Here is a 24272-nt window from a genome sequence, read left to right as displayed (position 1 = left end):
GTAAATCATTTATTTTTCTATTCCTTGTTTCCACTTATGATAATAAGTTGCCGTATATGTCATGATTGCTGGTATTGTAAATACAAATGTAATAAGAAATGCCCCTCTGCTGATATTTTGAACGAATCCCGAAGTCAATGTCATCATTAGCCATGAAATTACTGTCAATCCAACAAAGAATGCCACTGCTATTCTAAGTGATTTTGCTAAGCGTACTATTTTATCTCTAGAAGATTCTACATCACTGTATATCGGAACTGTTCCCTTCTTTGCTTTAAAAATATGCATATTATGGCTAGAACAAACATGTGTCCAACCTGCATACGAAAACATTTCAAAATACTCATTTTCTTCATTTGGCTGCAATGTACGATAATCTATGTTGAAAATTACGTCTTCGCATTCACCTTTTTCTAACTCATAACCTGCACAACGAAACCTTTTCAAGTGCCAGCCCTTTAATGCTTTTTGTCGCAGCTTATCCATATCTTTCTCTTCAAAAAACGCAAGACCGTTTGACATGAGATATTTTGTACTTGGCATTACTGAATCCCCCTATCTAGACCTTTTTCCGCCAATTCAATCATGGCTTTTCGACGTAAGATATCTCTATGTAACACCTCGCGGCCTTTTTGGGTTAATATATATATTTTTCTACGCGAATCTGAGTCATCATGCAACACGATAAGTTCCTCTTTTAATAGTTTCTTAATAATCGTATAAAGAGAAGCAGGTCCTATAACAAATGAACCCTTTGTTGTTTCTTCCACTAAACTCATCACTGCATATCCATGCCTTGGTTCGGTAAATGCAGCCATAATATAAAATACAGAGTCTGTAAGATGCTCAATGGATTTCAATCTTTGCCCTCCCTTTATATCACTTTGTGATATACCCAAAAGAAATATATCACAAAGTGATATATTGGTCAATGCAAAGTTTGCATCTTTATCAAATGCGCCTTGGCGTATTTGCGCCCAGATTTTATCGAGCTCCGCTCGATAAATTTCCTCTGAAAATCTGTGGCATCCGCCGGAAGCTTTGACTTTATTCAGCCGGGTTTGAACCCCTACTGAATGGAACACCAATCTACATTCATCTCACCACTTCCAGAAGTGGGAGATTTCTGCTGTATGAAGTTAAAAGATAAATAAAAAATAGAAGGGGCAAGGCCCCCCCATTTCCTTGCCCCTTCGTCTCTATTGCGCACTCACTTTTTTATCAAGTGATCTCGCCTGCATTTGATACATTTTGGTATATATGCCGCCCAGCTTCAATAACTCATCATGAGTTCCCTGCTCTTTAATGATCCCCCGTTCCAACACAAGAATCCTATCCGCATTTTTTATAGTGGAGAGACGATGAGCAATGATGAATGTTGTTCGTCCTTTCTTCAGGACATCCATTGCATGCTGGATGATCTCTTCTGTTTCAGTATCAATGCTGGAAGTTGCCTCATCCAATATTAATATAGCGGGATCAAAAGCTAGCGCCCTTGCAAATGAAATGAGCTGGCGCTGACCAGAAGAGAGTGTACTGCCTTTCTCAACAACAGGCTCATCAATGCCTTTTTCCAAATTTCCGAGTACATGTTCCGCACCTACTGCTTTCAACGCTGCTTCAGCCTTTTCTCGAGTAATTCGCGGTTCATTTAAGCTTATGTTTGACAATACTGTCCCCGTGAACAAATATGGATCCTGTAACACAATCCCCATATGCTGGCGGATTGTTTGCCTTGGCACCGATGTTATGTCTACTCCATCAATGTAAACTTTTCCTTTTTGCGGATCATAGAACCGAAACAATAGATTCATGATGGAGCTTTTTCCGGAGCCCGTATGGCCGACCAGTGCCACAGTTTCGCCTTGTTTAGCTGCAAAAGATATGTTTTGCAACACATATTCATCATCTTTATAAGCGAAAAACACATCTTTGAAAACAACATTTCCCTTATATCTCGGTATTGTTTTCTTCGATACTTTCTCCCCGTCCAGATCCAATACTTCGAACACCCGGTTTCCAGCAACAAGGGAACGCTCAAGCTGTGAAAACTGATTGACGATGTTCGTAATCGGGGTAAATAACTTCGTTAAATAATCCACAAATGCATATAAGGTACCAGCAGTTACAAATGCTCCTGCTGTAATTGATCTGGTACCAAAGTAGAGAATAAAAATCGCAAACATGATCAGGCGAATCGCGCTTACCAAGTTAAAAGAAGTCGCAGAATCTAAAAACAATAATTTTCGCTGATAAGCATAATGTTCTTCATTCATTTCATCAAATTCTTTCGTCATCTGCTTCTCACGGCGGAAGGCCTGTATTATCGACATTCCCTGAATGGATTCATTAATCATGGCATTAAGATCGGCAATTTTTGTACGGATCACCTTGTTGTATTCCGATGCATATCTTCGATACAAAATCATCCAAAGATAAACACCAGGTATCATGACCAAAGCAATCACTGCCATTTTCCAATTTAAAATAAACAGCGCTACGTATACTCCGCCGATTGAAATGACACTTGTTGCAATATTGGAAAGGACCTGGACGTATAAATTTCTGACTGCCTCTGTATCATTCGTAACACGTGCAACAATTTTTCCGGCAGGGAGATGATCAAAATACTGGATGGGCAAAGTTTGAATGTGCCCAAACACGTCTTGACGCAGCTTTTGTACAACGCGGTTTGCGCCTATTTGCAAGTAAACAAACATGAAATAACGCAGCACAGCTGTAATCATCGCCAAAATTAAATAAATACAAAGTAGCCAGGCAATCGGCTCCACTTGAATATGTCCCATCGTCATATGTTCATCGATGATATGCTTTGCGATAAACGGGCCGGTAAGCTCTGCAATGACTGCCCCTGTCAGGAGAAATAAACCGAGAAAAATAGGCTGTTTAAAATACAAAGCATATTTTACTAAACGCTTACTTGTACTCATGATGAGCTTCCTCCTTCCAACTGCTGGCGGTCAAATTGTTCTTTATACCAGCCGTTTTGTTGAACAAGCTCCTCATGTGTTCCTTGCTCCACAATTCGCCCTTCATCCAGTACGATAATTTGATCTGCGTGTTGAACACTTGATAAACGATGCGTCGTAATGATAGTAGTTTTCCCTTTTCTTTCATGTTGAATATTTTTGATGATATTCGCCTCTGTATTTGCATCAACAGCCGACAGCGAATCATCCAAAATCAATATTTCTGGATCTTTGATAAGTGCACGTGCAATGGATACACGCTGCTTTTGACCACCTGATAAAGAAACACCTTTTTCGCCTACAAGTGTTTCAAGCCCCATCGGAAGATTTTCCAAATCTTTTTCAAAGGAGGCAAGGCGAATGGCTTTTCTAATATCGGCATCGGTGGCATCTTCTTTGCCAAAGAAGATATTCTCTCGGATTGTTCTTGAAAAAAGGACGTGGTCCTGGGGCACATACCCGATCCAATCCAGAATCTGCTCCTTTGATTGTGAGGTTAGTTCTATCCCGTCAATCGTCAATCGGCCTTTATCGAGGGGGTATTCACGCAGCAGTTGTCTTAAGAAAGTAGTTTTCCCAGCCCCTGTTTTTCCAACGATGCCAAGGGTCTCTCCTCTTGCAATAGATAAAGAGATCTCCTGCAAGTTTTTCGCTTGGCTTGTTGGATATTGAAAGTCCAAATCATGAAACCCAATCATATTTGGCCTCTTTACCATCTTAGGATTCGGTTCATTCTGTACGTCCGCTTGGTAATCAAGAGTTTCCTGGACCCGATCAAGTGACGCATTCCCCTGCTGCATCACATTGATCAATTCACCGATTGCAAAAATCGGCCATACGGCAAGTCCTAAATAAACAATAAAGGTGACAAGCTGACCGACCGTCATTGCACCGGTTGATACCAAAAATGCTCCATATCCTAACGAGATGACATAGCTGATCCCCGTACCTAATTTCGTGATCGGACCAAAAAGAGCATTGATTCTGGCTGTCTGGATATTTTTTTCATATACTTTTTCACTCATTTCAGCAAACCTGGCTTCGTCCTTCTTTTCCTGAACGTATGCTCGAACCACACGAACTCCTGATACTGATTCCAAAACACTGTCATTTAATTCACCAAATGCATCCTGTGCCTTCACATATCGTTCATGTACAAGCCTGCCATAATATTGGATCAATACCGCCATAATCGGAACAGGCAGCATAGCAAATAAAGTCAATTTCCATGAGATCATAAAGCCCATGGCACAAACAATCGCACCTAGATATAAAGTGGAATCAATAAGGGTCATAATGCCAAATCCAGCCGTCAACGAGACAGCATTCAAATCGTTTGTGGCACGTGCCATCAAGTCCCCGGTACGATTTTTTTCATAAAAAGTCGGCGTCATTTTCAAAAATTGAAGCATTAATTTACGACGCATAATCTTTTCTAGATTGATGGCCCCTTCAAATAAGCGATATTCCCAAACAAAGTTTAATAAATAGCCTCCGACAATGATTACAGCAAAGATGAGCATATATTGTGCCAATATGGTTTTCGTCATTTCACCGGCGGTTAAAATGTCGATAATATTGCCCAGCAAGTATGGTGGCACGACTTCCATTGCACTGGCAATGATGAGCAAAACAATCGCAATGGTATATTGCATCCAATAACGCCCGAAGAACCATCCCAACTTTCCCAAAACATCAAACATAGATTAAACCTTCTTTCATAGGTTTTGAATATGGCTACCCGCTATCAAGCAACTTTTCTTTCCGTGACATCCTTTTTTGATTTTTGATCATGATCATCTACTCCTTTTTGTCATTTTTACAAGAATTTACCAAGCACAAAAAACGCATACCCTAAAAGGGTATGCGCCTTAAATTGGGTATAGAAGTTTCATCCAACCCTTTTGTCTAGTTGTAATCACATTTATACATTGAACTGGTTTGGATAATGTATGAAATTTAACGGATCATTTATTGTACGAAATAGCATTATCCATACCCCCTTGGAAAATCTTGAACAGAAATTATTTTACTGAAAAAGTATTTAGTGTTCTTGAATATTATCATCCTTTTCAAATAATTGTCAACAGTTAGGGGATTTTTAGTTCCGAGTTTTCAGCCTGATTTAGATTTTAGATACTTTCGCCCCATATAAGATGATGCTCGCCTTTCCCCCAATAATCTTTTAATATAAACGGGGTTTTCCCAATATATGTTCCCAATATTGTTGAGAGCTTGAAAATCCGGCATCCAAGTAAAACTTCTTATGCCCTTGCCGAATGAATTCATTTTTTATATGGTGAAACAATGTTTTCCCAATTCCCTGACGTTGATAAGAAGGATGTATAACAAATGCGCCTTGGCGTATTTGCGCCCAGATTTTATCGAGCTTCGCTCGATAAATTTCCTCTTAAAATCTGTGGCATCCGCCGGAGGCTTTAACTTTATTCAGCCGAGGTTTGAACCCCTACTGAATGGAATACCAATTTGCAGTCATCTCACCACTTATAGAGGTGGGAGAGTTCTGCTGAATAAAGATAAACACTGGCCATCTCATATACATTTGGCTCCATTTCTATATTTTCAGAGATTAGTTGATTTGGATTCTTTTGCGCTATCGTCCCAACGATTTGTCCATCTATTTCCGCAACAAAAAAAAAGCGTTTCCGAATCAGCCAGAGCCTCCTTTACAATGCCGTTTAGTTGGTCAACTTCTTCCTTAATTAGTTTATGCTCTTTGTTTTCGTGTTTCACTAAATCCGCGATACAAACTCTAAATAATCCTAATATGCATGCCATCCCTTGTCATTTTTTCCTGATCTCCTCAAGAATTTCTATCATACGTTCATTTTGTTTCTCAATATTTTTTAATCTCCTTTCGATGATACTGGAAGAAAAAAATACGATTAAAACGACCGCCGCTCCAATGATCAGTTCCATATTATAGTTACTCCTCGCTTTTATATAAAAAATGTTCTTCGATCAGCACCTCGAATAATTCCACCAACGAGACCATGGAGGTTCAAGCTACGATTGAAGACGTATTCTTATTTAAGAACGCTCGTCGATCAACCGTTCTAAAAACTCCGCAAACGTCGAAGCATATGTGTCGATCAATTCATTCATGAGATCATAACACATAATCGGAAATTCACCCTGTTCATCTCTGGAAGACGTATCAAAAAAATAAAGCTCGTCACTATCCGGAACGAACAAATCTAGTCTATGGGGAAATCGGCTTACCCACCACTCCTCGGCCTTATTCAACCTATGTATATAAAGAAGATCTGTGTCGTCATATTCTCCGGGGAAGCGATTGATAAAATATTCCCCCCATTCAGCCGGGCATTTCCGTAATAAACTAGCCACCAGCGATATGACGGTGGCAAGCCGAATCCTACTTCCTCTTCCAATTCCGCTATCCAGTTCTCTTCCACCCCTCGACCAGGAAACCATTTTAAAGCGGAAGTTGTCTTCAGTTTATCTGCCAAACGCTCACCTATCAAATACTAGCTACTACTCTTTCCGCTTATAATATCATATATCGTTTCTATCATTCTATTATCGGTGGTATAGTAACCGAAACAAAAGGGAGGGATTATTTTGAAATATCTTATACGAAAAATGTTGCCTGATGACATTTCTCAAGTCCAACATGTCGCAAGAATAAGCTGGAATAACACATACGAAGGGATTATCCCGTTGAAAATCCAGGATAGCTTTCTAGATACGGCATACAGTGATGAGATGATAAGAATAAGATTGGAAAGGTCCAACATTTTTATTTCAGAAATGGATCATACCCTTACCGGCTTCGCCGACTTTTCTGATGTAAAGAAAAATGGAGAAGCTGAGCTTGCAGCAATTTATATTGATCCCGCATACCAAGGCAAAGGTCTAGGCACAGCTTTACTTGAAACTGGAATTAAAAATCTAAAAGACATCAGAAAACTTTTTGTGAATGTTGAAAAGAAAAATCGGAGCGGGGTGGCTTTTTACACGGCTAAAGGGTTTACAGCCTGCTCAGAATTTGAGGATGATTTTGATGGACATATTTTAAAAACGATCAGAATGGTCTTGTTGGTGTAAAAACCTGATGAACTGGTGTTCCTCACTGTAATAATGATTGTCAAAACTCTTTTTCTCAGTGTAATGGGACAAAGATTAGGCTGAATACAATGAATATGACTTACCGCCAGTCTATTTTTCTTATAGCCGAAAAACAGGGGGGAAGCTTTGTGAAAAGTAAAATGTCCATCTTTATGTCAACGGCTATTTTGGTATTCTTTTTGGCATCATGCTCTGCTCCTGCTAAAGAAGAATCAAATCCTTATCCTGATAAATCCATTACATACAGTATCCCATTTGAACCGGGTGGACAATCGGATGTTGAAGCACGACGCCAGCAGCCTTATCTTGAAAAGCAACTGGGGCAAAAGATCGTCATACAATATAAACCAGGCGGCGGGGGTTCAGTGGGCTGGAGCGAATTAACCAACAAAAAGCCAGATGGATATTTTCTTGCAGGTATTAATATCCCACATATTATTCTTCAGCCGTTGGCCAACAAAGATACTGGTTATAGAACAGAGGATATAATACCAATAGCGATTTTCCAAGCAACACCGATTGCAATCGCGGTTTCCAAAGACAGTGATATTCATTCGTTGGAACAACTCGTACAGAAAGCAAAGGCTTCGCCCGGAAAGATTACAGTAGCAGGCTCCGGCAATCATACTGGACATCATATGGCATTTTTACAACTACAGGAACTGGCTGGAATCCAGATGCAATATGTTCCTTTTGATGGTGCAGGTCCATCTATACAAGCTTTCCTTGGAGGGAATACAGAGGCAATTTTGGCAAACTCCAGTGATTTATTAACATACACAGAAGACATGAAAATCCTGGCGATCGGATCTGATGAAACATTTGAGCCAATGCCTGACATCCCGACATTCAAGGAAGCCGGCTATAAGATGACAGCCTCCATAGACCGCGGAGTAGCCGTACCATTCGGGACCGATCCAGAGATAATTAAAACTTTGGAAAAGGCATTTTTAGATATATTGGAAGAGCCTGGTGTAAAGGATCAAATGTATGAAGAAGGATTCGAGCCTAAAACGATGGGACACAAGGAGTCTCTGAAATATATTGAAACGAAAATAGAAGAATACAAAAGCATGTATAAATAATGAATGTCAGGATTGCCTTTTAAGTAAAGCGCCCCTAAATAAGGAGGCAAACAAATGGATTATTTACCACATATCATCAGTTCATTAACAGATCCAATGAATCTGCTTCTCCTGTGTCTCGGCGTGCTTATCGGAATTATTGTGGGTGCTTTGCCCGGTTTGACCGCTACAATGGCACTCGCTCTCCTATTGCCCTTTACATTTACCATGCATCCCGAAACTTCGCTCATTACAATGGGGGGATTGTATGTCGGCGGGATTTATGGAGGGTGTATCTCTGCCATTCTAATCAATACACCTGGAACTCCTTCGGCGATTGCGACCACTTTTGATGGTTACCCATTGGCGCAAAAAGGGAAAGCCTCCCATGCCTTAATCATGGCGGCCTTAAGTTCTGGAATTGGCGGGGTTATAGGGGGATTCGCCCTCTTATTCTTGACACCCGTATTGGCAAAGTGGGCCCTGAGCTTTGGACCTTCGGAATATTTTTGGGTGGCCGTGCTTGGTTTAACCATGATTGCCACTCTTTCCTCCGGCACGTTATTAAAGGGATTAATCGGAGGATGTATGGGGTTGCTTTTGGGCACCATCGGAATATCACCTGTCGGGGGAGAGTCACGGTTTACCCTCGGTTTTTCAAGCCTGCAGTCAGGATTGGATATGGTTGTCATTCTCATTGCCTTTTTTTGCATACCAGAAGTCATTTCAATGGTTAAAAATGAAGTAAAATCCCAGCAATTTATAAAAAAAGAAAAAAATTTAATGATGAAGGTTTTTTTCTACCTGATAAAAAAACCGATATTCATCCTTCGTTCCTCCATTATAGGAATAATTGTCGGAATCATCCCGGGAGCCGGTGGAAATGTAGCCGCTTTATTATCCTATGATGCTGCGGTCAGATTCTCAAAAGACAAACAATCGTTTGGAAAAGGTAATATCGATGGCGTAATGGCGGCAGAAACTTCCAATAATGCTGAGGTCGGAGGTTCTTTGGTTCCTCTTTTATCGTTGGGGATTCCCGGGTCGCCTCCAGCAGCCATCATCCTAGGTGCTTTAATGATGCAAGGTATTATGCCGGGCCCCAATCTGATGAAAGAACAAACAGGTTTGGTCTATACGTTTTTAATCGGATTTATTGTTGCGAACATACTGATGTTAATTTTTGCTTTAATCGGATCAAAATATGTCGGAAAGATTCTTGCAGTGCCCAATTATATTCTAGCTCCTTCTATTGTTTTTATGACGATCATCGGAACCTACTCCATTAGAAACAGTCTATTGGATATAGCCATGTTAATCGGATTCGGGATATTGGCATTTTTCTTGAAAAACTTCGGTTTTCATCCTGCGCCAATTGTACTCGGTTTTATTCTCGGGCCAATTGCAGAAAGAGGCTTTGCTCAGTCCCTTCTTCTTGGTAAAGCCTCTGGCAGTATCTATTCCTTGTTTCTTTCCCGTCCCCTCTCTGTTGTGCTGATTATTTTATGTATGATTTCGATCATAAGTCCTCTGCTTACTTCGATGGCCAAAAAGGAAGGTACGAAAACATCGAGTGAGGCCTATCCGAAAAAGAAGGCGAGTGGTGAAAGGTGGTAACGATTAAATCAAAGATCGATCTTATCAGCTCCTTTTTACTTCTTTTCATCTCCCTCGTTGGTCTTTGGGAAACAAGAGGCTTATCCGAGATGAGTTATATTTTTCCGCGAACCGTGTGTATCATTTTGTTCCTTTTGAGCTTTATTTATTTCATAAAAAGCCTTTTTAAAAAAGAAGCAGCAGACTATTTTATAAATGTTCGCAAGCGAAAGGTCATCCAGGTTGCCTCCGGTATGGTTTGTTACTTTATTTTAATCAGTTTCATTGGTTTTTTGCCCGCAAGTATCATTTATCTAGCGGCATCCATCTGGATTTTACCAAAAGAAGGAAATACTAAGAGCCGTCGCTTATTATTGTTTCAGGCATTATTCATTTCAATTGTATTCAGCACAACCTTTTATGTATTGTTTCGATACGTATTTAATGTTCCTCTACCTGAAGGTTTGTTAGGTTAGTGATCTCAGACTGCTGCCATCAAATGCGCCTTGGCGTATTTGCGCCCAGATTTTATTGAGCTTCGCTCGATAAATTCCCTCTAAAAATCTGTGGCATCCGCCGGAGGCTTTAACTTTATTCAGCCGGGGTTTGAACCCCCACTGAATGGAATACCAATATGCATTCATCTCACCACTTACAGTTGTGGAGACTTCTGCTGAATGAAGTTAAAATGATTGTAAGAAAGGGTTATCTAAAAAGCGCCTAAAGTAAATCAGCCGGACGGTTTCGCCGGCTGATTTTGCATTTTGAGCAGCTATCTTTCTTAGTTGCGTCAGTTTGAACTTAGTTTGGACTTAACGGACAGTATTTTCGCTGATACGGACAATATTTCTTTTTCTCGGATAGTATTCTGCTGGCACGGACAGTATTTCTTTTCTATGGACAGTATTCCGCTGAAACGGACAGTACTTACTATAATAGAGCATACTGCCATTCCGTACCCGGTTTGACTGGATACCACTTGCGATGTGCATCTCTCTTCACTAATCGTAGCTATTTTTAATAGAGGCAAGAAAGAACGTCCACTTCCCTTTTTGGGCACCCTCTGTCTAGTTTATAGACTAGTCGAGGGCGTCCAAGCTCCTTTTTTCTTTCAAAAGTCTTTGAAACTCCCTATCAAGCTCATCACTTGGCTCTATGCTTAAGCGGCTCAATATCTCTGATATTTTTGTTTCAAGTACAAGGCGTTGATCTTCCCTGCTATCCCGGGACTTTTTGTCTTTATGATTTTCAAATTCCCTATACGTTCCTTCAAACAAGTCAATTCTACCTTTTCGAATAGCCAGAATCCGTGTGGCAACATTTTCAATGAACCGGCGGTCATGCGAAACGAAAATGACAGTTCCTTCATATTCTTTTAAAAGTAACTCCAATGCATGAACCGCTTCAATATCAAGGTAATTCGTCGGCTCATCTAAAACCAATGTATTAATATCACTTAAAAATATTTTAGCAAGCGCCGCTTTTACCCGCTCACCCCCGCTAAGAACGCTCACTGCTTTAAGAACATCATCCCGAAAAAAATGTAGCCTTGCCAATACTGTTCGAATCAGCGCTTCGTCGTGCTTGGACGTGGAGCTAACATTTTCCAATACTGATTTTTGGATATCCAATATATTTAAATTTTGACTGAAATAACCTATTTTCATGGCCGGTGAAATCGTAATGCCTTCGCCTTGATTGATGATCTTTTTTACAAGAGTCGTTTTTCCGCTTCCATTTGGCCCGATGATGGCAAGTTTTTCTCCACCGCGAACCTGAAAGCTCGCTTTGTTCCAAAGCAGGCGGTCACCAGCGACACCGGTAATATTCTCTGCACGAAGAATAATCCGGTCTTTGAATGTATCCGCATTGGGTAGATTCATTTTCAGCGGTGGAGTTTCTGTAACTTTCTCCACCTTTTCAAGTTTTTCCATCCTCGTTTCAATTGTTTTTGCCGTCTTTTGCAGCTTCTTTTGCTTTTTCGCAAAGTATGGTTTCGCTCCCGTAATTTTCGCCTCTGATTTGCTCACCTTTTTCGGTGTTTTTGTTGCTCTTTCGGCTTTACGTTCTTTTACTCTCAATGCTTCTTCTAACTGTTTTTTCTTTGCTTCATATGTTTCATAAGCCAGACGCTTTTGACGAATTTCTAAGTCTTTTTGTTCTGCATAATCGCTGTAATTGCCCTTGTACACCTTTATTTTTCCATCATTGATTTCCCAAATCGTTGTACAAAGGGCATCTAAAAATGCACGGTCATGGGATACAAGCACAAAAGCTCCTTTCCACCCAGCCAGCTTCTTTTCAACCCATTCAATATGCTCAGAATCCAAATTCGTTGTCGGTTCGTCTGCAAATAATATTTCGGGATCGCTGATGAGTGCCTGATTAATGTACTCTTGCGTCACTTCTCCACCACTTTTAGTTGTGTCTGTCCTTTTTAGCTGAGGTAAAAGCTCTCTCGTTACATGATGTATTACTGAGCCTTGATCCGGTTCCAGCCTTCCGGACAGAATATTCAGCAATGTGGTCTTTCCGCTCCCATTACGGCCAACCAAACCAATCCGATCATGTTTATTAATCTGTAATTGTTCAATATCAAACAACAAACGCTCCTTAATATAGTGCTTTATGTTAGTTACTTCTAATAAAACCATCCAACCATCCCCATTCTCTGAATCTGCGGCATAAAAAAGCCCCCTATCTGCATTCAGAATAGGAGGTACAAGTATAGTGAGACGCCAAAAAGAGACGACTCCTTTTGGGCACAACTATATAAGTCCTATCCTATTCTGAAAACTCTGATTGAAGGCAGCAGAAAGAAGACAAAAATCTTCTGTTCATAAGACCTTCAATAAATGGTTTTCGAAAATAGGATTAGTACTTCATCTAGTTGGTTCACCCTTCCGTTCATTGATTTACATTTACTTTATATCGTATGATAAAAATTGTCAAATGCTCCGGTTCTTAAAGTTCGCATTTTCATACATGCTGTTAATTGAAAACCCAAAATTATCCTCTCATATTTCTCGTTTAAATAAAGCTCTTGGTACTGTTGTTACGGCTAAACTTATAAATTGCAACGAGAAAGAAGGCTGCAGCAAAAGCAAACAAGATCAGAATGTTTAAATACAGGCTGCCAAAATCCCTACCTTCCTGCAGTTTAGTCAAGGTATCCAACGTCCAGCGCTGGGGCAGAAACTCAGATATTTTTTGAATCGACTTTGGCATGACCTCAATCGGCCAAAAACACCCTGAAAGCATGACAGTCGGTATAATAATCAGACTGGATAAACCACTTGCTGCTTTTCTGCTATTGGAGAAAGCAACAATAACAAGTGAGAGACCAACAGCAATCAAGGAAAAAATGACCATAACCACTAAAGCCTTCCAAAGCGGAATATTTAAATCAATATGAAAGACCAGTGAAAGGGCACTAAGGGTAACAACTGCCTGAATGATCATGACAATCATATTCACTATTACGTTAGAGAAGATATATTTTCGCGCTGTAACCGGAGTCGACAATAGACGAAAATATGTGCGATTTTCCTTTTCTGCCAAAATGATCTCAGACAAATTATTCGATGATTGCATCATGATCATGATTAAAAAACCAATGGACATATACGTCATATTTTTGCTGGTAGAAGAATCTTTGAGAGCTGTCGTTTTTAGTTGGAAATCCGCTTGTCGATAATCGTTATACATCCTGGCAAATTGGTCCAAATCTCCATCTGCATTCATGGCAATTAGAGTTAGATTATCGATATATTGATACAAATAGGTTTTGATAAAGCCCGTCACGCTTTCTCCCTTGATGGATGTGATGTCAATATGATCCGGTTTTCCGGTTAGAACACTTTCTGAATAGCCCTGCTCAAATGTTACAACACTATCCATCGAACCCGACGTTAGTTTATTCGTAATGGAAGTATCCTTTATTTCCTCCACCTTGAGATGGTCCAGCCTTTTTAAAAAGGCAATGGTCTCGGTTGAGATTGTTCCCTCATCATGGTTTACCACACCAATAGTTGTAACTTTATCCTGCCCCCCATAAGCAAGTAAAGCAATGAATATCCCTGCCAATGGAGTGATTAAATATAATAAAATGTTTTTCTTGCTCCGAAATGTAGTGCGCAATGTTTTACTAACCAGCCAGAAAGTATCTTGCATTTTACAATCCCTCCTGTCGCCTTAGTGAAATACTCGAAATCAGTAAAAATAAAAAGGCAAGACTAAGATTCATTCCGATTGCTGGTAAAATGAACGATAAATCGTTGGCATAAACCATATTGATTATTGCTTTATTTTCCAAAGTCAACGGAGAAAGATAAGTAATGAACTTAAATACTCCTTCCGGGTTCTCAATTTTAAAATAGGCTCCACCGAAGAACGATGCCAGCTGTACGACGATCATGATTACCGGTATCGGCGATTTCATCAGAAAGCCCATCCCAAGCCCGAAGCTAACAGCAAGAATCACTTCAGTCAGCAATACTAAAAATACCAAACCCAAGTGCTCTCCCCAATTTGCACGGTATACTATCATGCTGAATACAACCACTAAAGCAACACAAACACCATTCATAACGATACTTCCTAACACTTTCCCAATAAAAATGTCACGTTTATTAATCGGAGCCACCATTAACCTTGCAGCTGTATTGCGCGATCGTTCATGTCCAATTAAATGGGCTGAGGCCATCGCTGCATACAATGCTACCATCGTTGTCACCACAATAGCATAATAATCCATCGATCCAGGTTGCTTTTTCGGAAGAATGGCATGTTCCTGAATATAATCTTGTTTGGCCTGGAGCGTAAATTCCGTCTCAAATTTTCCAGAATCCTTCTTTGTCACCTCTGTGATCAAATTGAATGTGTCAACATAGGAAGCAAGAAAGCCTTGTAAAATACTTCCATTTAAACTGTTTCGTTCATTCACATACAGATGGATTCCTGCTTGATCACTTATTACAAACCCATCCGCATTCCCTTGCTCTACCTCATCTTTACCATTTAAACCCTCTGGCAGCATCTTAAAATGAATCCCTGATTTAGCCGCCTCCTTTGCAAAGGTCTCAAATGATTGGGACTCGCTGTTGTTCGTATCCTCATATAAAACGTACAAATCGTCAATGGAAATCTCACCTTTAAATGCACCAGAGAGCGCTGATCCGAGCACAAGAATGAGTACAATGGGGAAAGCAAACATAAACACAAGTGTCCGAATATCCCTAAAGTCATGCTTAATTTCCTTTAAGGCTATTTGCAGCATATTCATCACATTTTTCCTCCTTATTTACGAATCCCGCAAATTCCTACCCGTCAATGTTAAAAATACCGTTTCCAGATTAGGTTCTTTTTCATCCAAGGATCGGATTTCAATGCGATGATTAATAAAATAAGCGATGATCTGATTCAAATTGTTGACACCTAGTTCCGTATGGATTTGCACCGTGTTTTCAACTACTTTTACGTTTGCCACCCCTTGAATACCATGAATTGCTTCCACATCAATCTTATCCGAAGATTTTACCTCGATAAAGATAACCTTGAAATCTGTTATTAAAGATTTAAGCTGTTCTTTCGTTCCTTCAGCAATGATTTTTCCATGGTCAATAATGGCAATCCGCGTGCAGATTTCTTCCACTTCTTCCATGTAATGGCTCGTATAAATGATTGTACAACCCATTTCATTCAGCTTTCGGACCGATGCCAATATATAGTTTCTGGATTGTGGATCAATTCCGACTGTCGGTTCATCCATAATGATCAATTTAGGTTGATGGGCAATCGCACAAGCGATATTGAGCCGTCGCTTCATTCCGCCAGAAAAGGTTTTGGGATAACTTTTCTTTTTTTCAGCTAAACCTACGAATTCCAGTGCTTCCACCGTCCGCTCCTCAAGCTCCTGTCCGCGCAAACCATATAAACCCGCAAAAAATTTCACATTTTCATAGGCGCTTAAATCTTCATAAATCGCTAACTCCTGAGGTACCAGTCCGATATGCTTTTTGATAAACTCGCTATGCTTGCTCGTCTCTTTCCCTAGAATCTTGATTGAACCTTTATTTTTACGCAATAGACCTGTGATCATATTGATGGCCGTACTCTTACCGGCTCCATTAGACCCTAAAAACCCAAAAATTTCCCCCTCTGATATAGATAAAGACATGTCATCAACAGCAATAAAATCACCAAATTTCTTTGTTAAATCATGAATTTCCAAAATATTCATATTCTCATCTCTCCAATCAGCTTTGTTGTGAACCAACTTCTAGCCTTGTAATTAGTATAAAAAAAAAGAACGCACAGAATAAGTGCATTCCTTCATAACTTGACATGAAGTTTTTCATGATTTCGAATGAAAATCTCACTGATGAACCGGTAGAAGGGTCGTCACAGTGAATCCATTGCTTCCATCAATAATGATTTTTCCGTCAATTGCAGCAGTCCTCTCCTCCATTCCAATAATGCCCAATCCCTTTTCGATTTTTTCCGCGCCTTTGCCATTATCCTTTACTTCAACCTTAATTAGCTTGTTCAAGACTTGAACATCAATTGAAATCTGCGTACTCCCCCATGCATATTTCAGTGAATTTGTTAAAGCTTCTGTTACATTTTCCTGAATAATCTTCCATTGAATCGGGGTAATCCAATCCATATTCCCGTTATAGGTTAGGACAGTCCGTTTATTATGCTTAGCTGCAAATTCATCAATATACAGCTTCAATCGGTTAATTCCTACCTGCTCGATTGGGGGTTTCATATTTTTCAATGTTAACCGAATACTGTCAATACCGTCTTGGGTGATACCAATTGCATTTTGAAGTAGCTCCGTCGCCTTTTTGCGATCTTCCACCATCAGCCTTTTCGCCGCCTCCATTTGAATCAGAGCTCCAGTAATGGAATGCCCAATCGTATCATGGATTTCCTGTGAGATTCTGTTTCGCTCCTCTAACTTAAGCATATAAGCAGATTGTTTTAAATACGCATCATTTTCATTGATTTGTTTTAGAAGCTTCTGTTGCTTCATATGCAGGACATCTACCTGACTTTCTTTCTCCATATGCCGTTCATGAAAAATCATGCTCATGGTATATGTCAAAAACGTATAAATCATCACCAATACATATTGAGCCTGTATTTCTGATTGAATATAAAAAACAGGGATAACGGCTAAGATGAAAGATAATATTTTGGGTGTCTTCCACATACCTAAGAGTTCTACAATCGATAGCGGTAAAAGAAAAAAGAACAATGGATAAACATATATACCACCAATAATAGATGTTGTCATGGAGGCAAGCAAAAACAGAGTCATGAGAACGCGTTGAGTAAAAAGATGTGAACAAATATTGATACATAAATAAATCAATAGTAAAAATACAGCCCACGGAATGCCTTGAACGTCCTCAGAAACAAGAACCAACGCAATATAGAAAATGAGAATTAGTTTATTGATGATTGTCCAGCGTTCCATTGTCAGTAAACTTTCCCTGTCAAATAATAAACAGCTATTTGAGTACGATGCTTTAAGCCCGTTTTATCTAAAATAGAGGTGATATAGTTCGCAACAGTTCCTCCAGATATATACAATTGTTCTGATATCTCTTTATTGGAATACCCTTTGGCAATAAAGGACATAATCTCCAGCTCCCGTTGCGTGAACATTGTTGTATCAAATTTCGCCTCGGATACTTGAGGCCCGCCTGATAAAGAATCCTTGATTTTATCCAGCATTTCATCCTGGATAATGCTTGTTCCATGGTAGACGCTTTTGAGGGCATCCCGGATTCGTTCCGGATCATTGTTTTTTAACAAATATCCTTTTGCTCCATTTTTAATCGCTCCAAGTATGTAGTCATCATCATCGAAAGTAGTCAAAATGACTGGTTTCGTTTTCGTGGATTCCACAATTTTCCTGGTCGCTTCCACACCATTCATGTGAGGCATGCGCACATCCAATAACGCAATATCCACATCATGCGACCGGCAATATTCCACCGCTTCTTCCCCATCATTCACTAGTGATACTACGTCAAATTCTTCATATGTATTCAAGATGATTTTCAAACCCTCCCGAATAAACGGGTTATCATCCGCAATGATAATTCTAATGGTCATCCAGAACCCCCTCCCATCTTAAACATCATACTTGAATTTGATAGAATTGGGAACATTTCCTAAAATGTCCTTAGGGCAATTTTACACTATAATGCCGTATTCCTTTTGGAATTCCCTTTATCTCAAAAACGCCTTTATATATAAGCGTCCTTAGCCTGTCTTCTAAAAAAGCATCCCCTATCGGCTGATCCAAGTCCCCTAAAACTTCCCCAATGAGTCTAGCAGATAATATGAAATCATGTTTTTCCTGCTCAGCGTGGAGTTTTCGGGCTTGCTCAATAATGATTGGATCGAAATAATGATCATGCACGGATTTTATTGTTCCTTTTTTCCATACGCGTAAAACCTCTTTCGTTTCCGCCAGTGCAATCCATTCTTCTTCGTATTTTCTTCTTGTTTCTGCAGAGAGCGGATGTAAGCGTCGATTTTTAGCGATTGAATTTATTTTTTCGGATTCAATTCCTCCTGTATGCCAAAAAAATTCGTCCTCCCTCTCTGCTTCTGCTTCATATAGCTCCTTAAAACCCACAGTCGAGTTAATGAGAAAAACATCATTTACTTTATCCTTCAACAAATAAATGATGTAAAGCATTCCTGCTTGTTCATGCGCATTTTCAGCCGTCCATAACACAATCGGCATATGCATAGGAATCGCCTTCAATTCCTCGAGCGTTTTGAAGATCCTCTGCTCATATTCTTCTTCCATATAATTATTTTCTATATTGAGGTGATCCTTTAGCCATTCATAACGATGTTTACGGCCTGCATCCTGATGCAGCTGCCAGATCGGTCCTTCAGCAAAGAAATCTGGAAAGCCGATCACCTTATTTCCGAACCCCAGCCCCACACGTAAAGTTCCCGCTGCCGCTTCTCCGCATACAATATGTACAGTTTTATATTCTCTCGCCAAGTATTGATCATTTTTTCTAAGAGTCTCATCGTATAGAGAAATAAGCCCTTCGATTATCTCATCCCGATCTTCCTGAGATTCCTTCATGATGTTCAATTGACACATGACATTACTTAACAAATCTTTTGCCTCACTACAGGGGAGTTTGTCTATTGATTTATGTAGTTCTTCCATGGTAAAGATTCCACCTCTCTCGTCTAATCACCCATCGATTCTGTTCCAGACTCTTAAAGAAAAGTACATAACCACTTCAACAATTGCATATTTAGAAAATGCAAACAATACCTTCATTTATACTATCACATTGGGGATTAACACCTCTTCCATTCTACAAAAAATCCGAATACAATCATTTGCGCCTTGGCGTATTTGCGCCCAGATTTTATCGAGCTACGCTCGACTAATTTCCTCTAAAAATCTGTGGCATCCGCCGGAGGCTTTAACTTTATTCAGCCGGGGTTTGAACCCCCACTGAATGGAATACCAATAGGCATTCATCTCACCACTTATAGAAGTGGGAGACTTCTGCTGAATGAAGTTAAATATTGGCATTAAAAAGCAAACACGAACCCTTAAATAGTTGCAGGCTTAAAAAGAAGAAACCTTTTTCAACCTGATACATAAAAGCAATGGCAAACTACGATGAAATCATTTTTGAAAATAGAGTAGTATATTGTTGAAACTTTCACAGGAGTTTTCCGTAAATATAAATACCATCATGAAGCGTGAATGCAGCAAGAAGCTGCGTGATCAATAAGCAAATATTGGAGGGTACCTTCCTGCTTTCAAAAACATTGCTCATACTGTAATATGTCAGTGTAAAGATCAATTCCATGCCTAAATGCTGCCCCCATTTTGTCGAATGTTCCCAAAATTTCACTCATATCTTTTTTTGTTTATCACTTTAACATGAGGAGTTTTCCCTAAATGAAAAACCAAGATAGCCCAACAACATATGAATACTTAGCAGATGATCCAAATGTGAAAGTAATGCCAATAATGCTGTCACTCATTATTGGTGCCTTTTTTGCTATATTGAATGAAACATTATTAAATATTGCCCTAAAAACCTTAATGGAAGAATTCCATGTTACACTTCCCACCGTTCAATGGATGGCAACTGGATTTATGCTTGTAATGGGAGTCGTTATTCCTGCTTCAGCCCTGCTATTACAATGGTTCACCACACGACAATTATTTTTGGGGATCATGATCATTTTTACGATTGGAACAACTATTAGCGCTCTTGCAGTGAATTTCCCCATGTTGTTGGCGGGACGTTTAATCCAAGCCGTCGGCACTGGGATATTAATCCCCTTTATATTTAATGTCTTTTTACTGTTGTTTCCACCGGAAAGACGTGGGAAAATCATGGGAATGATTGGACTCGTGATTATGTTTGCACCAGCCATTGGGCCAACTTTATCGGGAGTCATCGTTGAATATTTAGGTTGGCGCTACCTGTTCATCACTGTCATCCCATTCAGCTTATTTTCAATTGCTTTCGCCTATAAATATTTAATCAATGTATCAGAAGTGACGAAACCAAAGATTGATATTTTGTCGTTGTTTTTTTCTACTATCGGATTTGGAGGCATCGTCTATGGATTCAGTGCCGCCGGGGATAGTGAAGCAGGATTCCTGAGTCCGAACGTTGCTATAACAATCGTTGTAGGAATTGCAGGAATCATATTGTTTTCCATTAGACAGTTAAAATTGGAAGAACCAGTGATGGATTTGAGAGTGTTTAAATACCCTATGTATACACATGCGGTTTTCATGTTTTTGATTATCATCATGGCAATGTTTTCATCAGAGATCATTTTACCGATGTATATGCAGGGGCCCCTGGGGTTATTGCCCGCAACAGCAGGACTGGTTTTATTGCCGGGAAGCATTCTAAATGGAGTCATGTCTCCATTCATGGGCCATCTTTTTGATAAGTTCGGGCCAAAAATACTAATGATTCCAGCTACTATTGTGTTGAGCTTGACCATGTTCATGATGAGCAGGTTAAGTATGACCACACCACTATGGGTTATTGTCGTCGGATATTTGTTACTGATGCTGACTGTTTCCGCCATTATGATGCCTGCGGAAACAAATGGTTTGAATCAACTTCCTAAAAGGCTGTATCCGCACGGAACCTCACTTATGAGCACACTTCAACCTGTTGCAGGGGCAATTGGGGTATCAGTATTTATAAGCATTATGAATGCCAGACAGAATCATTTCTTACAAAAAGCAAGCAACCCAACGGACCCGACCACAATCAAAGAAGCGATGGTCGCAGGTGTTGAACTCGTCTACTTTATCGGTTTTGTTTTGGCCATTGTAGCGGTCATATTGGCTTTTTTCGTTTATCGAGCGAGACCAGCAGATGAAAAAATAATAGATAATAATTAAATCCATTTTTGCAAGTCATTAGCCAGGTGCTGAATTATAGAACAGATCATGCGTCTGGCTAATCGACACTCCATCTACCTTCCAATCAATCGATACTATGAAGTCAACCTTTTATCCTGTTGTATGGGATCGTTCCATATATCTCCTACTCCAAAAGTTTAACTAACAAGTAATCCATTCTCAATCACCCCATCTGTCTTGAAGTAATTGAATTTCTTTTGTATGCGGCACTTCCTCTTTGGGCGTTTCCAATATAAATGGCGTGTTTACCAACAAAGGCGTGTTGATTAGTTGGTCAAATTGCTCTAACGTTATACGGCCACCCTTAAAGATAGAAGCATGCCGGTCCTTTCCCTTTCCTGCTTCATACTTAGAGTTATTCAAATGAATAACTTCTAGTCCATCGAAGTAATGTAGTCCCTCTCCTTTTTTTAACACGTCATTCCAATTTTCACCATCCCATAAACCACAGGAAAAGGCATGACACGTATCAAGGCAAAAACCGATTTTCTCGGGGAACTCACTTAATTTGCGAATTTGCACAAGTTCTTCTAGAGTCGTCCCCATTGTACCTGGTATCCCTGCGTTATTTTCCAGCAAAATTTTAGCAGTTCCTTCCCATTGTTTGAGAATATCATTTAGCATCTCGATCATAAGTTGATAGCTTTCAAGGAGGGTCAAATGAGGTACGGGTTTGCCAAAGTGGACAACAACACCTATGGAACCACATGCTTCGGTAATTTCCAAGTCATTCAACAAAGAATCGATGATATGGACGCGCTTTTGATCATTGTGGGGAGTCAAACTGGTGGGATAGGGAGAATGACTTACAGACAATATGCCGTTTTCTTTGCAAAACGTTTTACATAATGCTGCATCTTCTTTGTTATAGTCTTTTACAGATAGACTCCGAGGATTTTTCGGGAAGTATTGAAAAGCACTGGCATTTATAGCATAGGCTTTTTTTGCAGCTCCGAGGTATCCATCCCGAATAGAAAGATGACAACCGAATCTCATATTCATTCTCCTTGCTTAATGCTGACAATTTTTACAATAATATGTTTTCCGAGAGGACATTTCAATTTTCACTATAGGAGCCCCGCAGCGCTTACATGCTTTTCCTTCGAGCCCGTGAACAACCATCTTATAACCACCTGTTTTACTATCTCCCTTAAAAAGTGGTCCCATATACCCTCCATGTTGAATACCATTCTGAAGGACAATTCTGATTGAATCGTATAGGCGGACAGTTTCGTCTTGTTCCAACTCGTGTATTTTTCTTTCTGGCAGAAGCTGTGCATCCCAAAGGATTTCATCTGAATAACGGTTGCCTATCCCAGCAAGGACTTCTTGTTTCAGCAGTGTTGTTTTCAACCCGCCTCTTTTGTTTTTCATTATGGCTAGAAAAGCATTCAGCGTAAAATTTGGGTCCAACGGCTCCGGCCCGATATTTTGAAGCTCATTGTTTATCATTTCTGGAGTGAGAAGATGTAAATACCCCAAACGAAGCCCTATGAAATAAAGATGTTGATCTCCAAATGACAATTGGACCTGGACCGTACGATCTGGTTGTTCTTCTTTCTTTCCATAGAACATCCATCCCCCAAGCATCAGATGCAATAATAAACAAGAGCCATTTTGCAGACGAAAAACTAAATATTTGGCTCTTCTATCAATCGCTGCGATTTTTTGATTCAACACCTTGTGAAAAAATTGGTCTTCTGGAACATTGATTGATTTTTTACGATTGATTACAATTCCTGAAACGGTATGGCCCCCAATCAATTGCTGAAGCTGGGACTTGTATGTTTCCATCTCTGGCAATTCCGGCATTGTGTATCCTCCGTTTATTATTGATCATTAACTCATTATTCCTCAAGATGCCAAAAAGCATAACTGAAAGTTGGATGGACCCTGGAATGAAAAAAACGGATCTCATCCGATCCGTTTTTTTTCATAAATAATAATGAACGATTTAATGACAATCCCAGTTGTAGAGAACCTTAGAAAAATCCCGTTTTTTTAAATCATCCGATGAGATAAAGAAGTTGGCAACTCCCCCGTCGCCCCACATAATATCCAGATCATCATCCGTATCTATTTGCAATAAAAGTGTGTCGTAGGACGGATAATCTCCATATGCCCTAGGATCCTCCTGAGTAAAAAACGGATATCCTCCTATTTTTGACCCCTGTCCACTCGCCAACTCGTAGTACTGATCCATAATCTCATCATATTGATCGTAATCTTCTTTTTCCAGCAGTACATTGAGCTTTGTTAAAGCGTTGAAACGATAATCATTAGCAGACATTATTTCTTCAGAACGCTTAAATGTTAAAGCACATTCCTTTTCTATAGGAAAATAATTATCATCCTTGATGGCTGGAAAATCTGTCATCCATTTGGACTCATTAGTTTCAATCGTTTCATGATAAACAACTCGAAATGTATCCTGAATCGTCATATCATCGAAATTTAAACCATACACATCATCATCCGCCACAAAAAACTGTAAGATTCCTTCCGTTGGATATTCAGGTAATGGGGATTCTATTTCATTAAAATTAATTTGAGCCAAAAATCGAAGCGGCTCCCCGTTTTGAGTTGCTGGATACGGATCCCCCTTCAGCCAGTACGGATGACCGCCAAACTTGCTTTCCAATGGCCCCGTCTTTTGAATTCTTCCATCAACAATCAGACTCGGCTCCTTGGTATTTTCTAAATCTTCAGCGAATGGTTTTAATTGATGTGGTAATTCCATTTTATCTCAACCTCCCAATAGAACGTTTGTTCCTATTATAAGTGAATATCTCATAGAATGGTAGCTTTTTCAATACACACAATACATCAAATGCGCCTTGGCGTATTTGCGCCCAGATTTTATCGAGCTCCGCTCGATAAATTTCCTCTGAAAATCTGTGGCATCCGCCGGAGGCTTTAACTTTATTCAGCCGGGGTTTGAAACCCCACTGAATGGAATACCAATATGCATTCATCTCACCACTTACTGAAATGGGAGACTTCTGCTGAATAAAGTTAAAATACTTATCGTTTATAATGAAAAAG

The 24272-nt window shown here is 39.7% G+C and carries 24 protein-coding genes; 5 read left to right on the top strand and 19 right to left on the bottom strand.

Going from position 1 to position 24272, the window contains the following annotated elements; genetic code table 11:
* Positions 1 to 9: 9 nt before the first annotated feature.
* The 7 genes from D5F11_RS07545 to D5F11_RS27320 all read right to left on the bottom strand — a co-directional run bounded on the left by D5F11_RS07545 (position 10) and on the right by D5F11_RS27320 (position 6481).
* Positions 10 to 543 carry a DUF2812 domain-containing protein gene (locus D5F11_RS07545; RefSeq protein ID WP_120117610.1) on the bottom strand — a complete coding sequence of 178 codons (534 nt, stop codon included), beginning with the start codon at positions 541 to 543 and terminating at the stop codon, positions 10 to 12.
* Positions 543 to 860, bottom strand: a complete 318-nt coding sequence (locus D5F11_RS07540) for a PadR family transcriptional regulator (protein ID WP_120117621.1) — start codon at positions 858 to 860, stop codon at positions 543 to 545. The genes D5F11_RS07545 and D5F11_RS07540 overlap by 1 nt, the downstream gene beginning before the upstream one ends.
* Positions 861 to 1199: 339 nt before the next feature.
* The gene (locus D5F11_RS07535) at positions 1200 to 2951 is read right to left on the bottom strand and encodes an ABC transporter ATP-binding protein (RefSeq protein WP_120117609.1); all 1752 of its coding nucleotides are present in this window, start codon (positions 2949 to 2951) and stop codon (positions 1200 to 1202) included.
* A complete protein-coding gene (locus tag D5F11_RS07530) occupies positions 2948 to 4693 on the bottom strand; it encodes an ABC transporter ATP-binding protein (protein ID WP_120117608.1) in 1746 nt (581 codons plus the stop codon). Before D5F11_RS07530 ends, D5F11_RS07535 begins: the two co-directional genes overlap by 4 nt.
* A gap of 482 nt (positions 4694 to 5175) precedes the next feature.
* A complete protein-coding gene (locus D5F11_RS28030; protein ID WP_373316435.1) occupies positions 5176 to 5298 on the bottom strand; it encodes a hypothetical protein in 123 nt (40 codons plus the stop codon).
* Positions 5299 to 5795: 497 nt separating this feature from the next.
* On the bottom strand, positions 5796 to 5930 hold the full coding sequence (locus D5F11_RS27720) for a hypothetical protein (protein WP_280519799.1): 135 nt from the start codon (positions 5928 to 5930) through the stop codon (positions 5796 to 5798).
* 323 nt (positions 5931 to 6253) lie between these two features.
* Positions 6254 to 6481: an SMI1/KNR4 family protein gene (locus tag D5F11_RS27320; RefSeq protein ID WP_245998130.1), complete on the bottom strand. Its 228-nt coding sequence runs from the start codon at positions 6479 to 6481 to the stop codon at positions 6254 to 6256.
* Between the two features lie 112 nt (positions 6482 to 6593).
* Here D5F11_RS27320 and D5F11_RS07515 point away from each other — a divergent pair, with 112 nt between their 5' ends.
* The 4 genes from D5F11_RS07515 (at position 6594) to D5F11_RS07500 (ending at position 10236) form a co-directional block, all read left to right on the top strand.
* Entirely contained in the window at positions 6594 to 7079 is a 486-nt protein-coding gene (locus D5F11_RS07515) for a GNAT family N-acetyltransferase (RefSeq protein ID WP_120117605.1), read from the top strand.
* A gap of 149 nt (positions 7080 to 7228) precedes the next feature.
* Positions 7229 to 8185 (top strand): tripartite tricarboxylate transporter substrate binding protein, encoded by a 957-nt coding sequence (locus tag D5F11_RS07510; RefSeq protein WP_120117604.1) that lies wholly within the window; start codon positions 7229 to 7231, stop codon positions 8183 to 8185.
* A gap of 54 nt (positions 8186 to 8239) precedes the next feature.
* Positions 8240 to 9781, top strand: a complete 1542-nt coding sequence (locus tag D5F11_RS07505; RefSeq protein ID WP_120117603.1) for a tripartite tricarboxylate transporter permease — start codon at positions 8240 to 8242, stop codon at positions 9779 to 9781.
* On the top strand, positions 9775 to 10236 hold the full coding sequence (locus D5F11_RS07500) for a tripartite tricarboxylate transporter TctB family protein (protein ID WP_120117602.1): 462 nt from the start codon (positions 9775 to 9777) through the stop codon (positions 10234 to 10236). Before D5F11_RS07505 ends, D5F11_RS07500 begins: the two co-directional genes overlap by 7 nt.
* Here the strand turns inward: D5F11_RS07500 and D5F11_RS26135 are convergent.
* The 8 genes from D5F11_RS26135 to D5F11_RS07465 form a co-directional block, all read right to left on the bottom strand.
* Positions 10228 to 10404 (bottom strand): hypothetical protein, encoded by a 177-nt coding sequence (locus tag D5F11_RS26135; protein ID WP_185830559.1) that lies wholly within the window; start codon positions 10402 to 10404, stop codon positions 10228 to 10230. The two genes, D5F11_RS07500 and D5F11_RS26135, sit on opposite strands and share 9 nt — an antisense overlap.
* Before the next feature lie 435 nt (positions 10405 to 10839).
* Positions 10840 to 12414 carry a Vga family ABC-F type ribosomal protection protein gene (locus D5F11_RS07495; protein ID WP_120117601.1) on the bottom strand — a complete coding sequence of 525 codons (1575 nt, stop codon included), beginning with the start codon at positions 12412 to 12414 and terminating at the stop codon, positions 10840 to 10842.
* A 376-nt stretch (positions 12415 to 12790) separates the two neighbouring features.
* The gene (locus D5F11_RS07490; RefSeq protein ID WP_120117600.1) at positions 12791 to 13933 is read right to left on the bottom strand and encodes an ABC transporter permease; all 1143 of its coding nucleotides are present in this window, start codon (positions 13931 to 13933) and stop codon (positions 12791 to 12793) included.
* A gap of 1 nt (position 13934) precedes the next feature.
* Complete coding sequence (locus D5F11_RS07485; protein ID WP_120117599.1) at positions 13935 to 15044, bottom strand: ABC transporter permease; 1110 nt, start codon at positions 15042 to 15044, stop codon at positions 13935 to 13937.
* Between the two features lie 18 nt (positions 15045 to 15062).
* Positions 15063 to 16001: an ABC transporter ATP-binding protein gene (locus D5F11_RS07480; protein WP_120117598.1), complete on the bottom strand. Its 939-nt coding sequence runs from the start codon at positions 15999 to 16001 to the stop codon at positions 15063 to 15065.
* Between the two features lie 135 nt (positions 16002 to 16136).
* A complete protein-coding gene (locus D5F11_RS07475) occupies positions 16137 to 17246 on the bottom strand; it encodes a sensor histidine kinase (protein WP_120117597.1) in 1110 nt (369 codons plus the stop codon).
* A gap of 2 nt (positions 17247 to 17248) precedes the next feature.
* Entirely contained in the window at positions 17249 to 17890 is a 642-nt protein-coding gene (locus D5F11_RS07470; protein WP_120117596.1) for a response regulator, read from the bottom strand.
* Between the two features lie 70 nt (positions 17891 to 17960).
* Entirely contained in the window at positions 17961 to 18974 is a 1014-nt protein-coding gene (locus D5F11_RS07465) for a DUF1835 domain-containing protein (protein WP_245998129.1), read from the bottom strand.
* A gap of 753 nt (positions 18975 to 19727) precedes the next feature.
* Between D5F11_RS07465 and D5F11_RS07460 the strand changes: the two genes are divergently transcribed.
* The gene (locus D5F11_RS07460) at positions 19728 to 21206 is read left to right on the top strand and encodes an MDR family MFS transporter (RefSeq protein WP_120117595.1); all 1479 of its coding nucleotides are present in this window, start codon (positions 19728 to 19730) and stop codon (positions 21204 to 21206) included.
* A 180-nt stretch (positions 21207 to 21386) separates the two neighbouring features.
* Here the strand turns inward: D5F11_RS07460 and D5F11_RS07455 are convergent, their stop codons facing one another.
* The 4 genes from D5F11_RS07455 to D5F11_RS07440 all read right to left on the bottom strand — a co-directional run bounded on the left by D5F11_RS07455 (position 21387) and on the right by D5F11_RS07440 (position 24202).
* Complete coding sequence (locus D5F11_RS07455) at positions 21387 to 22223, bottom strand: deoxyribonuclease IV (protein ID WP_120117594.1); 837 nt, start codon at positions 22221 to 22223, stop codon at positions 21387 to 21389.
* 15 nt (positions 22224 to 22238) lie between these two features.
* Positions 22239 to 23039, bottom strand: a complete 801-nt coding sequence (locus tag D5F11_RS07450; RefSeq protein WP_120117593.1) for an Fpg/Nei family DNA glycosylase — start codon at positions 23037 to 23039, stop codon at positions 22239 to 22241.
* Positions 23040 to 23181: 142 nt separating this feature from the next.
* Positions 23182 to 23967, bottom strand: coding sequence for a YwqG family protein (locus tag D5F11_RS07445; RefSeq protein ID WP_120117592.1), 786 nt, complete (start codon positions 23965 to 23967; stop codon positions 23182 to 23184).
* Position 23968: 1 nt separating this feature from the next.
* Entirely contained in the window at positions 23969 to 24202 is a 234-nt protein-coding gene (locus tag D5F11_RS07440; RefSeq protein ID WP_120117591.1) for a hypothetical protein, read from the bottom strand.
* Positions 24203 to 24272 lie beyond the last annotated feature (70 nt).

The organism is Siminovitchia terrae (assembly GCF_003605405.2).
GTDB lineage: Bacteria > Bacillota > Bacilli > Bacillales > Bacillaceae_C > Siminovitchia > Siminovitchia terrae.
This window is presented reverse-complemented; position numbering and strand designations above follow the sequence as displayed.